The sequence below is a fragment of the Sphingobacterium sp. MYb388 genome (genome assembly GCF_037479535.1).
Classification (GTDB): Bacteria; Bacteroidota; Bacteroidia; order Sphingobacteriales; family Sphingobacteriaceae; genus Sphingobacterium; species Sphingobacterium anhuiense.
Map to the genome: position 1 here is coordinate 88,964 of NZ_JBBGYV010000002.1, position 12,773 is coordinate 101,736.

The window sequence follows — 12,773 nt, forward strand, 5'->3', positions numbered from 1 at the left end:
TGCAAAGGTACTTTTAATTTCTTGATTACGAAAATCTATTTTACTTTATTTTAGACAGTTTCATTTTAATCTGAAGCACTTAAGATTAATTTAAATGCCGGGTAATGTCATAATCATCAAAAAATAACCTATTGAAATGCAATAGCACTATTTAACAGTTGTCCATTATTAGTATATTGCAACATATTAATACAGTAATTGTTGAACGAGAAGGATTATTTATGTTTAAGAAATATTTGAAATACGCGCTATTGGTAACATTGTTAACTACGGTTGGACAAAGGGTTTCAGCACAGGAGAGCAAGCAAGAAAAACCTTATTCGCAACAATTAAAAAATATTGAAGTTTTTTTGAGGAACGGTGATTTCAAGCAGGCCATGGATTCTTTGGATGCCATTACTACGCGATATCCTAATGCTGATGATGCTTATTTTACTAAAGCCGTTTTATTTGGACAGATGCGTAATGCTGATCGTGCTTTGGAGGAAGTAAATAAAGCTTTGGAAATTAATCCTAAAAATGAATATTTAAGTTTCAATATCGATGTTAATAAAGGAAAAGGTGATCTCCCTAGTGCGATCCGTTCATTGGATCTGCTGATGACAAAGGAGAAGGTCAACATTGCGGCCTTGAATCGCGAGAAGATTATGTTGTTGTTTAACAGTGACAAAAAAGATGAGGCTTTTGCTTTATATAAGGATGTTAGAGAGCGAGCGGGAGCTACCGATACGCTTGACGTTATAGGTGCTACTTTGCTATTGTCAAAAGATGATTTTCCTGCTGTAATCCAGGTTCTTGAACCTTGGGCAATTAAAAAATCTCCTTTGGCACAGGTGTACAGTCAATTGGCACAGGCTTATCGTGGAATTAAAGATCCTAAAAAAGCTATTGCGATATTAAATACCGGTGTTGCGAATGCGAAAGACGATTACTTATTTTTAGATCTGGCTGATGAGTACCGTTTGTCTGGGAAGGCTAAGCTTTCTTATGATTACTTAAAACAAGCCTTTTTATCTAAAAGTGTTGATTTCTCGGAAAAAAATAGAATTATCTTATCTTTATTAGCTCCTAATAGTGGATTTTCATTCGACCAGGCACAAGAATTAGCTAATATATTGGTTGATGTACATCCTCGCGTAGCAGAAAGTCATGTGGCTAAGGGGCAGGTGAATTGGATGCGTAATGATTTAGTTGGGGCACAGTCTTCCTTTTCTATTGCAGTAGGTATCAATCCTTATCAAATTGATGCATGGCGTATGCTCATGAATGTTGATTTGGCGTTGGAGCAATATGATCAAGCTATAGAACATGGCGGTGAAGCTTTACACAATATTCCCAATAATCCTGTTATTTTGTACTTCAGTTCAATCGCATATACATTGAAAGGAAATTATGATTTAGCTAGAAATTTGATGGAGGCAGCTTTGAATAATGGTCAAAATGAGAATGCCATTTTTCAATCAAATATTTATAGTGGTCTGGGCGATATTTATCATTCGCTTAAAATGGAAGCAGCATCAGATGTTGCGTATAGAGAGGCTATTAACTTAGATAGTACAAATGTAAGTGCGATGAACAATTTAGCTTATTATTTAGCGTTAAGAAATCAGGATTTAGATGATGCGGCTCATTTTGCAGAGACAGCAAATAAGTTACGACCTAATGATGCGACATTGGAAGATACTTATGCATGGGTTTTATTTCAACAGGGTAAATATGCTGATGCATTGCTTTGGATTGAAAAGGCAATAAAAAATTCAAAATCGCCTTCAACAGTCCTATTGGAGCATTATGGTGATATTTTGATTAAAAATAAAAAAATAACAGAAGCGATGAAGCAATGGAAAAGTGCTTTGGCTATGGGGGGATCTACTGAAACCAATATGGAGAAGTTGAGAGAGAAAATAAATAAGAAATCGTATGTGGAATAAATCTGTTGTTACACTTTTATTGCTTGTTGTATTGGCATCCTGCAGTACTAAGAAAAAAATGAGTAAAGTAGAGAGTAAGCCTGAGGTAGTTGAAACGATCAGTAAGGAAGATTCTAAAAATGCGGTAGTTCAGAAATTTTTGTTGTCAAATCTGGACTTTACTACGTTCTCTGGCAAAGCTAAAAGCAAAATAGATTTAGGAAAGTCATCATACGATGTGACAGCTAATATAAGGATTGAAAAAGATAAAAGAATCTGGATTTCTATTACGGCATTATTGGGTATAGAAATAGGCCGGGTTTTGATTACTCCAGATAGTGTTCAGATATTAAATAAATTTCAGGGGGAATATATAGCAAAACCCTTTAGTTACTTGTATCAATATGCAAGTGAGGATTTAACTTTTTCAAATGTTCAAGATTTGTTTTTAGCCAATTTTTCAACGAATTTGTTAAATACAACCGACTTTGAGGTTGATCAAACGAGTGTACCAATTCAGTTGCGTGGTCAAAAGAATGCATTGACTTACTTATATTTAGTTAATCAACAGAATAGATTAGATTCATTTCGTTTGGAGCAGCCTGAAAAAGGACAGAAATTGGAGGCTAGTTATGCAGATTATTCAAATGGAGGTGGACAATTGTTTCCGATGGGTCTAGAATTACTGATTTCAGGAGGCGATATGAATATTAAAGCAAACTTCAATTACAGCAGAATTTCATTTAATGAAGCTATTGAAATGCCTTTTACTATCTCCAATAAATACAAAGTAATTAATTAATGTTAGTACGATAATCCTTAAGATTTATTACTTTCGCATTTGAGACTATATTTAATTGAACATATTATATTCAGACTCAACTGCTAGTAAAAGATTACTATAGATGAATTTAAAGAAAATAACACTAAGTCTAACTGCGTTTTTTTTGATGCTGGGAATCGGTTTTTCGCAGACTCGTGCAGAGCTTGAAAAAAAACGTGAAAAAATAAATCGTGAAATAGCGGAATTGCAAAAAACGCTAAAAGAAACGACTACAGAAAAGATTTTGACGCAGAAGCAGGTCAGTGCTTTAAGTAGTCAGATTAATCTTCGTGAAGAGAAAATTACAACGATAAGTTCTGAATTAAGCTTGATTAATCGCCAGATTAATACGAATACCAGCGCTGTAGATAAATTGAAAGCGGAGTTGGAGAAAATGCGTAATGATTATGAAAAGATGATTATGTTCGCTTTTCGTAACCGCAATGCCTATAATAAGTTGATGTTTATTTTTGCTTCAAAGGATTTTAATCAAGGTTTTCGTCGTGTAAAATATTTGCAGCAATTCAATGATTCTCGAAAATTGAAAGCAAGTGAGATTGAAGGAACTAAAAAGCAGATTGAGCAAAAAATAGCACAGTTACAGGCTGATCGTAATAAGCATAAGCAGTTATTGAATGAGCAAGAGCAAGAGAAGAAAACTATTGCACAACAACGTGCTGTGTTCTCTAATGAATTGAGTTCATTAATTACGACTGAACGAGGTGTAAAACGCGATATTACACAGAAGCAAAAAGAAGAACGTAAGTTAAGATCTGCAATTCAGGCTATCATTAAGAGAGAAATTGAAGCAGAGCGTAGAAGACAAGAAGCTGCTCGTAGAGCTGCGGAAGCTGCTGCAGCAAGGAGCGCGAAGAAAAATGACACTAAAGTTGATGATAAGGAAACTTCTAAATCTACATCACGTAAATCGGATTCAGAGGTATTACGTGCTACTCCAGAGGCCGCTCGACTTTCGGCAGATTTTAGATCCAACCGTGGTCGACTTCCGTGGCCGGTTTCCAATGCTAAAATATTACAAAGTTTTGGTACGGATAGAACAGGTCGGAACGTCTCAGTTAGTCATGAGTCATTAAAATTACAAACTTCTAGTGGCGCAACTGTTAAGGCAGTGTTTTCTGGAACTGTAACAAGTACGTTAACTTTAAATGGATTGAAGGTGATTATTATTTCACATGGTGAATTCTTCTCGGTGTATAGTAATTTAGCTAGTTTTAGTGTGTCTAAAGGACAGAAAGTGTCAGCAGGTCAGGCTATTGGAACAGTAGCTAATGATCCGGATTTAGATGCGCCAGTTTTAGATTTCCAGGTTTGGCAAGGACAAATCCCGATGAATCCGCAATCATGGTTAGCGAATTAAAAAAATATAGAAATAAAAATTATTATGTACATTTGTTTTTAGGGTATAAGTGTATATACTTAAAGTGAATATTGAAAAACAGTAAATTATAAGTTATGTTGACATCAGGGTTATTAATAATGGGTATTGGAGGTCAGGAATTAATTATAATCGTTGTAATATTATTATTATTATTTGGCGGTAAAAAGATTCCTGAATTGATGCGTGGATTAGGTAAAGGTGTAAAAGAATTCAAAGACGGACAGAAAGAGGATTCTACAGATGATACTAAAGAGAAAACAACTGATAATAAGTAATTTATGTTGTTTTTGAGGGATAAGATTTTACAGCAGTAAAATCTTATTTCATTTTGTACAGTTTCCAGTATTGTTAATGAGGGTATGTAGTAAAATACATGCTTTGTAATAAGGACTACTTAGGTTCTATTTATCAACCATAATTAAAAAAGATGATTGAAAGCAAGAAGACTCTCTTGACGATTGGCTTAGCATTTACGACATGTTGTCTGTTTGCACAAGAAAAGTCTATTGAAGAGATGAGAAATTCTACTCAAGCAATCATGTTAGCGAGTATAGATCGTGAAAATGCATCTATTCTGCAGCAGCTTGATAGTATCAAATTTGTAAATGCCGGTGAAAAAGAAGTAGAAGGAATTTTATTTGATATCGAAGATGTAACTGTCGTTCGAAAACTAAATTCCTTAGAACGTGAAGTCCCTCTAGACTATAACCAACATGTTCGAAAATATATTGATCTTTATAATTCTAAGAATTATGCAGGGCATATGTCCCGCATGTTAGGATTGGCGCAGTATTATTTTCCGCTTTATGAACGTATTCTTGCTGAAGTAGGAGTTCCAAAAGAAATTAAATACCTCTCCATTATAGAGTCTGCGTTAAATCCACATGATGTTTCTCGCGTTGGTGCTACAGGGCCTTGGCAATTTATGTATGGGACAGCAAAGATCTATAATTTAACAATGGACAATTATGTTGATGAACGTAAAGATCCAATTGCTTCAAGCTATGCTGCCGCAAAATATATGAAGGAAGCGTATGCTGAATTTGGGGATTGGTTGTTGGCGATAGCTTCTTATAATTGTGGAAAAGGTGGTGTGAAACGAGCTATTTTAAGATCTGGCAAAATTCAACCTTCATTTTGGGAAGTTGCTCCTTTTCTGCCAAAAGAGACCAGAAATTATATTCCTGCATATATCGCTATGACTTATACTTTAGGATATGCACAAGATCATGGTATTGAAGCTAAGGATGGAGACATTGCCTTAAATACGCAGGTATTAGAGATTGATAAATTCATTTCGATAGCAGAGGTTGCTAAAGCGATAAACGTTTCTGAGGAGAGTTTAAAAGTGTTAAATCCAGCATATAAAAAAGGGATCGTTAATGGCTCTGATGAAATACATCGTCGTTTGATCATTCCTGCTTTAGCAGCTGATATGAATAAGGATAAACTTTATCTTGCTTTAAATACAACAGTAGAAACTCCTAGTCAAGTAGTGGCTTTAGCGAATGATGATGTGCGTGTGAGTAATAAGCGAAGCGCTCAAACAAGTACACATCGTGTTAGAAGAGGTGAAACTTTAGCTGTTATAGCGAAGAAATATGATGTGAGTGTTCAAAATTTAAAAGCTTGGAATAACGTAAAGGGATCTTCTGTAAAGACTGGTGCTTCATTAATTGTTAGCAGTAGTGGTGTCAATACGCGTTTAGCTCAGAAAACAAGTGCTGAAACTCAAAGAAAGTCGAATTTTGCTTTTTATACTGTAAAAAAAGGTGATACGCTATCAGAGATCGCAAATAATAAAGGGGTGTCATTATCTAAGTTGAAGGCTGATAATAATTTATCACATTCGAGGTTAAAGCCTGGTATGAAATTGAAGATTAATCGGGGATAAATTTCGACCTAAGTTTCTGTAAAAATAAAGCGTCCAACTCTATAAAAAGTTGGACGCTTATTTTTTATAGCTTTATGATGTTATACCAGCCATGCAGCATCATCTTCTGCTTCATAGCCTAGTAAGTTAACTTCCACATGTTCTTTTAATATCGTTGATAATTTTAGCCCATAATAATCGCTTACAATGGGGAATTTTGGATGACTTCTATCAATAAGAACTGCAGTTCTCATCTTTTTAATAGGGACATTCAAAAATACGCCTAAACCATATGCAAGCGTTCTTCCGCTATTCAGTACATCATCAACTAGTATTAACGTTTTATTTTTAACATTTTCGATGGGTTGATCTGTTTCAGCTTTTAGGGAACGGCTTGTTTTGCTCATCGTCACTTTAAGTAACTCAATATCTTTATCCGATATTTCTTCTAGAATCTTTTGCAGTCTCTGTGCAAAAACATAACCTCTATCAGCAATACCGACCAATACAAGCGTATTTTCTTCAAAATTATCTTCTAAAATCTGATAAGCGATACGTATCGATTTTTGTTTAATCTGTTCTTTATCTAATATGAGCGTTTTCTTTGACGACATAGTGGTACTAAATTTATATACGGGTAAAAGTACTAAATTCTTTGCAAAAAAAAGTCCGAATGTCATGACATTCGGACTCTTGAAAATATTATTTAGAAAAATTTATTAATTAAATTTTTCAGATTTCTCAGCATTTATAATTTCGGCTGTAAGCGATTTGTTGTCATCAGGTAGTCTACCACCATCATAGTAATAACGTCTCCAATATGCCTCTCCTAAATTACTTATCATTACACCTTTGCTCGAAGAAGCATGTGCGAATTTGTTATCGCCAATATAAACTCCAACATGTGTAATGCTTTTACTTCGGATTTTAAAGAATACTAAATCTCCTGCTTTTAGATCATCTTTCTTAACAGGTTTAATTTGAGAGTATTGGTTACGGCTGTTATATCCTAATGTTGTATTGAATACTTTTTCGTATAATTCAAATGAGAATTTAGAACAATCGATTCCTCTTTTGGAGTCACCTCCTAATCGGTAGGGAGTTCCTAACCATTCATAAACAAACTGATATAATTTTGTATTTGTAGTTGCTGAAACCGCAACACCCATTATTTGGGAGAAGTATTCTTTAGCTAGATTGTCCGGGTCTGATTCCGGTTTAGATTGGGTTTTGGTTGATTGTGCCTGCGACACTAGACATAAGCCTATAAATAGCATTGTTGCTAATATTTTCTTTGTTTTCATTAAATCGCTTTTTTGTACAACTTTAAACTTATTCTTTTTTGTTGTTGGATGTTAACTATTTTGGACATCACTGTTGCGAATATAATACAACTCATCTTACTTTGCAAAAAAAATGACATGTATTTAACGAATTTTTAACGTTTTTAACACTTTATTTATTGAGATGCAATTTAACTCCGATGGGTAAATTGTAAACTTTAAACTACAGTGATGATAAATGATACGTGCCTAGATTTGTTGTAGTAATGTGTTATTCATATATAAGAAGGTGTTTTATTAAATTTATATCAAAAAAATGAGATTTTATTTTGATAGTTGATAAATAATGCATTATATTTACGAAAGTAAAGCAACAGCAATGAAAAATTCTATAATTATTACATCGATTATTATTACCACCGGGATAAAACTTAGGAGGAGGTAGTTTCGTTGTATAGAAATGTAGACAAGATATTTCATAAACGCCTTCCTCTCAGAGTGAAGGCGTTTTTTTTTATGCTTAAAACAAACAAACAAACAAACAAACAAACAAACAAACAGTATATATTATGAAGATTTTAAAATTTGGAGGAACGTCGGTGGGCTCTGCAGCTAGTATCAAAGCAGTACTTAGCATTGTGAAGAAATCGTACAACTCCGGAGAGCAACCGTTGGTCGTCTTGTCTGCCATGTCAGGAGTTACTAATTTACTTTGTAAAATGGCTATTGATGCTTCTGAAGGCAAGTCTTTCCAAGAAGATTTAGCTTTGATAGAAACTAAGCATTTCGATGTTATTAAGGCATTAATAGTTGTGCGACACCAAAATCCTGTTTTTACTAAACTCAAATTGTTTTTCAACGAGATCGAAGAATTATTGCAGGGCATCTATGCATTAAGAGAGTTAAGTGAGCAAAGTAAGGATTTGATTGTAAGTTATGGTGAACGTTGCTCTACCTTCATGGTATCTAAAATTTCGGAACAGGATTTAGAAGCATCTTTATTTGTTGATGCATCTCATTATATTAAAACAGATTCTCATTTTGGACATGCTCATGTTAACGATCAGTTGACAGAACAACTTGTTAAGTCATTGTATTTAACAAACAATGATAAACTTATGTTCGTCACTGGATTTATAGCTTCTAATGAGAACGGACGTATGACAACCTTAGGTAGGGGAGGATCAGATTATACTGCCGCTATTTTTGGTTCTATTTTGAATGCTACTGCAATCGAGATATGGACAGATGTTAATGGTATGCTGACTGCGGATCCACGGATTGTAAAAAAAGCATTTTCGTTGCCTGTTCTTTCTTATACAGAAGCTATGGAGCTTTCTTATTTCGGCGCCAAGGTCATCTATCCGCCAACGATGATTCCTGCTTTTCTAAAGAAGATACCTATTGTGATCCGTAATACGTTTGAGCCAGATTTCGCAGGTACTTTTATTCAGTTTGAAAGTGGAAAAACAACTTTACCAATTAAAGGTATTTCTTCGATAGGAGAAATATCTGTTATTAACCTGAGCGGTTCGGGAATGATCGGTAAATCTGGATTTAGTGGCAGGTTATTTACTTTATTAGCGAGAGAGCAGATTAATGTGGTCTTAATCACCCAGTCTTCTTCCGAACATAGTATCACTTTTGCGGTCAATCCAGAAGATGCATTACGTGCTAAGAGTTTAATTGAAAATGAATTTGAACTTGAAATACAGGCTAATAAATTAATCAATCCGGAAATCGAAAATGACCTGTCTGTATTGGCTATTGTTGGTGAGAATATGAAGAAAACTCCAGGTATGTCAGGAAGATTATTTTCTTCATTGGGCCGCAATGGAATTAATGTGCGTGCAATTGCACAAGGATCTTCGGAATATAATATATCTGTTATTATTTCGAAGAATGATTTATCAAAAGCCCTGAATGCTGTTCACGATGCTTTTTTTGCTGAACTTAAGAAGACACTTTATGTTTTTAATCTGGGAACTGGAAATATTGGTTCTACTTTATTCAAGCAATTGGAGAGTCAATACGATTTCTTACTTAGTAAAAATGATCTTGAAATCAAGGTGGTTGGTATTTCAAACAGTAAGAAAATGTTGTTTAATCTAGATGGTATTGATTTGGCAAATTGGGACAGTGAACTTTTGGAACAGGGCGAGGATGCGGATTTAGCGGTATTTGTGGAACGTATGAAAGGTTTCAATCTTCCTAATTGTGTATTTATAGATAATACTGCTAGTCGATTGCCTTCTAGTTATTATGAGGGTATTTTCCAATCTAATATTTCAATTGTTACCTGTAATAAAATTGCTAATTCAGGAAAATATGAACAATACAAAACATTGCGGGAGACGGCTCATAAGCATGGTGTTGATTTCTTCTATGAGACCAACGTTGGTGCCGGTCTTCCGATTGTGCGTGTTTTGAAAGACCTGATGTTAAGTGGTGACCGTATTGTTAAAATCGAAGCGATACTTTCTGGAACAATCTCTTACATCTTTAATAATTTTAAAGATGAGGCATCTTTTTATGATGTGGTAAAACAAGCGCAGGCTCTAGGTTATACTGAGCCGGATCCTCGTGATGATCTAGGTGGAGTTGATTTTATGCGTAAAATGTTGATTTTAGCACGTGATGCAGGTTATCCAATCGAAGCTGAAGATGTCAATTTAGGCGCAATATTACCTGAACCATGCTTGAAAGCAGATTCAGTGGAGTCTTTTTATGAAGAGCTTAAAAACGAGAACAGTTATTTTGAAGCATTAAAAGAAAAGGCTCGTCTTGAAAATAAAGTGATCCGTTATATTGGAAAATTAGAAGATGGAATTGTTTCTATTTCTGTACAGATTGTAGACGACAAGCATCCTTTTTATGCACTGTCTGGAAGTGATAATATTATCTCATTCACGACAGAACGTTATAAGGAAAGACCACTGGTGGTCAAAGGACCTGGTGCCGGAGCTGAAGTAACAGCTGCAGGAGTATTTGCGGATTTAGTAAATGTTGGCGCATAATCAAAAGTTTCACTAGACCTGTTATTGCATTGGATAACAGTAATAAATATTAAATATGAAAACTTCTCTATCGAAGAAAAAGATAAATCTGGATAATATGTTGGATCACATTCATGTTTTCGCTCCGGCGACAGTCGCGAATATGATTTGTGGTTTTGATATTTTGGGCTTTGCTTTAGAAGAACCAGGAGATGAAGTAATCATGCGAAAAACGAGTGTACCAGGAGTTGTGATCACTAAAATCACAGGTGATGATGGACGTCTTCCGATGGATGCCGACAAAAATACGGTGTCCGCTTGTGTACAGTTTCTATTGCAGCATCTGGGTTTAGAAGATCGAGTGGGAGTCGAAATTGAATTACATAAGCATATGCCTATTGGATCAGGTTTGGGATCAAGTGCTGCGAGTACTGTGGCAGGTCTATTTGCTATTAATAAAATGCTGGGCGATCCCCTTTCTAAAGAAGAACTATTACCTTTTTGTGTGGAAGGCGAACGATTAGCATGTGGACATGGTCATGCTGATAATGTTGCTCCTTCTTTATTTGGCGGTATTACCTTGATTAGAGGACATGATCCTCTGGATCTCATTCCTTTGCCTGTACCGGAAGAATTAGTTGCTGCTGTGGTATTTCCACAGGTTGATGTTCCTACCCGTGACGCACGCCAATTGATTAAAGAAAAGGTGTTGTTAAAAGATGCCGTAATTCAATGGGGGAATATTGCAGGACTTGTAGCAGGGCTCTTTAAAAATGATTATGATCTCATATCGCGAAGTATGCAGGATGTATTGATCGAACCGACTCGGGCCATTTTGATTCCTCAGTTTTATGAAATGAAGCAAATTGCATTAGAAAATGGTGCATTGAGTTTTGGCATTTCTGGCTCAGGTCCTTCTGTTGTGGCAATCACAAGGGATAAGGCTATGGCGAAGCAGATCGTTGAACAGATCAAGGCTCATCTAGCTGAATCAGAGATTGAAAGTTATGGATATGTATCGGGTGTTAATGTTGATGGACCTAAAGTATTAAATTAAGATTATTATGAAATTTTACAGTACCAATAATAAAGCATTACGTGTTTCTTTTAAAGATGCAGTTTTTAATTCACTACCTGCAGATAAAGGACTTTATATGCCTCTGGAGATTCCACAATTGGATCCCTATTTTATCAAAAATATACAACAATATTCGCTTCAAGAAATTGCATTTACAATAGCTCAAGCTTTTATTGAAGATGATATCCCTGCTGATGTGCTTAGAAATATTATAGCCGATGCTATTAATTTTGATGCTCCTGTTAAGTTTTTGAGTTCTGATACTGCGGTATTAGAATTATTTCATGGGCCTTCTTATGCCTTTAAAGATTTTGGTGCGCGCTTTATGAGTCGTGTTATGGCGTATTTTTCGGGTGCAGATGATAAGTTATTGGATGTACTGGTTGCGACATCTGGAGATACGGGCGGAGCAGTTGCTTTGGGTTTCTTGGGTGTTGCAGGTACACGTGTTACCATTTTGTATCCAAAAGGTAAAGTGTCTGATATTCAGGAGTTACAATTAACTACTAATGGCCAAAATATAAGAGCCATTGAAATTGATGGAACTTTTGATGATTGTCAAGCATTGGTTAAACGAGCTTTCAATGATCCGGAGCTTAATGAACAACTGAGATTAACATCGGCTAATTCCATTAATATTGCACGTCTGATCCCGCAGACATTTTATTATTTCTATGCTTATGCACAATTGAAAGCGCAAGGCTCGGACAGAGTTGTGTTTACGGTGCCAAGTGGTAATTTTGGTAATATCGGTGCCGGCTTATTGGCTTTCAAAATGGGACTTCCTGTAGAGCAGTTTGTTGCGGCTACAAATGCAAATGATACTGTTCCACGTTTTATTAAATCTGGAAAATATGAACCCAAGCCATCTGTACAAACTTTAGCAAATGCGATGGATGTCGGGGATCCGAGTAACTGGGTTCGTATTCAAGATTTATTTGATTATAATCTGGATAATTTAAAAGGCATGATCACCACATACACGTATACAGATAAGGAAACTCGGGCAGCGATGGAACAGTTGCACCATACTTATCATTATGTGGCTTGTCCGCATACGGCTATTGCTTGGTTGGGATCACAGGCTTACCGTGGTGAACATCCAGGTTCTTATGGATCTGTATTTTTATCTACAGCACACCCTTGTAAATTTCCGGATGCTATTTCGGAGCAGGTATTCAGTAAAATTAAATTGCCTTTAGGCGTTGAACAATTACACAATAAAGATAAGGTTGTAGAAGCTTTTCCTGTTGATTATGCTGTTTTTAAAAATTACTTAATCACGCATAAATAGTTGAATAGGCTCATTTAAATGGGCCTATTTAATTTATATTCTTTTTTTGAAGAGTTTTAGATAAACATCGAGATTTAAACTTATGATAAATTTAGGTGGCAAGATGTTTCAAATAAG

Annotated in this window: 10 protein-coding genes; 8 read left to right on the forward strand and 2 right to left on the reverse strand. The window is 35.4% G+C overall.

Annotated elements, in window-relative coordinates:
- The first annotated feature begins 221 nt into the window (after window positions 1–221).
- The 5 genes from WH188_RS06365 (at window position 222) to WH188_RS06385 (ending at window position 6,026) form a co-directional block, all read left to right on the forward strand.
- On the forward strand, window positions 222–1,931 hold the full coding sequence (locus tag WH188_RS06365; RefSeq protein ID WP_132770962.1) for a tetratricopeptide repeat protein: 1,710 nt from the start codon (window positions 222–224) through the stop codon (window positions 1,929–1,931).
- Complete coding sequence (locus tag WH188_RS06370; RefSeq protein WP_132770961.1) at window positions 1,921–2,712, forward strand: DUF4292 domain-containing protein; 792 nt, start codon at window positions 1,921–1,923, stop codon at window positions 2,710–2,712. The genes WH188_RS06365 and WH188_RS06370 overlap by 11 nt, the downstream gene beginning before the upstream one ends.
- A gap of 103 nt (window positions 2,713–2,815) precedes the next feature.
- Window positions 2,816–4,111 (forward strand): murein hydrolase activator EnvC family protein, encoded by a 1,296-nt coding sequence (locus WH188_RS06375; protein WP_132842951.1) that lies wholly within the window; start codon window positions 2,816–2,818, stop codon window positions 4,109–4,111.
- Between the two features lie 95 nt (window positions 4,112–4,206).
- Window positions 4,207–4,407: a Sec-independent protein translocase subunit TatA/TatB gene (locus WH188_RS06380; protein ID WP_031287456.1), complete on the forward strand. Its 201-nt coding sequence runs from the start codon at window positions 4,207–4,209 to the stop codon at window positions 4,405–4,407.
- 152 nt (window positions 4,408–4,559) lie between these two features.
- Complete coding sequence (locus WH188_RS06385; RefSeq protein WP_168127118.1) at window positions 4,560–6,026, forward strand: lytic transglycosylase domain-containing protein; 1,467 nt, start codon at window positions 4,560–4,562, stop codon at window positions 6,024–6,026.
- An 80-nt stretch (window positions 6,027–6,106) separates the two neighbouring features.
- Here the strand turns inward: WH188_RS06385 and WH188_RS06390 are convergent, their stop codons facing one another.
- Both WH188_RS06390 and WH188_RS06395 read right to left on the reverse strand, forming a co-directional pair.
- A complete protein-coding gene (locus WH188_RS06390; RefSeq protein ID WP_132770958.1) occupies window positions 6,107–6,619 on the reverse strand; it encodes a phosphoribosyltransferase family protein in 513 nt (170 codons plus the stop codon).
- A 105-nt stretch (window positions 6,620–6,724) separates the two neighbouring features.
- A complete protein-coding gene (locus WH188_RS06395) occupies window positions 6,725–7,309 on the reverse strand; it encodes a C40 family peptidase (RefSeq protein WP_021188582.1) in 585 nt (194 codons plus the stop codon).
- Window positions 7,310–7,857: 548 nt separating this feature from the next.
- Between WH188_RS06395 and thrA the strand changes: the two genes are divergently transcribed.
- Genes thrA through thrC form a run of 3 tightly spaced genes read left to right on the forward strand, consistent with a single transcriptional unit; the run spans window position 7,858 to window position 12,656 of the window.
- Window positions 7,858–10,305 carry a bifunctional aspartate kinase/homoserine dehydrogenase I gene (thrA, locus tag WH188_RS06400; protein WP_168127119.1) on the forward strand — a complete coding sequence of 816 codons (2,448 nt, stop codon included), beginning with the start codon at window positions 7,858–7,860 and terminating at the stop codon, window positions 10,303–10,305.
- A 55-nt stretch (window positions 10,306–10,360) separates the two neighbouring features.
- Entirely contained in the window at window positions 10,361–11,341 is a 981-nt protein-coding gene (locus tag WH188_RS06405) for a homoserine kinase (RefSeq protein ID WP_168127120.1), read from the forward strand.
- A gap of 7 nt (window positions 11,342–11,348) precedes the next feature.
- Complete coding sequence (thrC, locus tag WH188_RS06410) at window positions 11,349–12,656, forward strand: threonine synthase (protein ID WP_021192493.1); 1,308 nt, start codon at window positions 11,349–11,351, stop codon at window positions 12,654–12,656.
- Window positions 12,657–12,773: the final 117 nt, after the last annotated feature.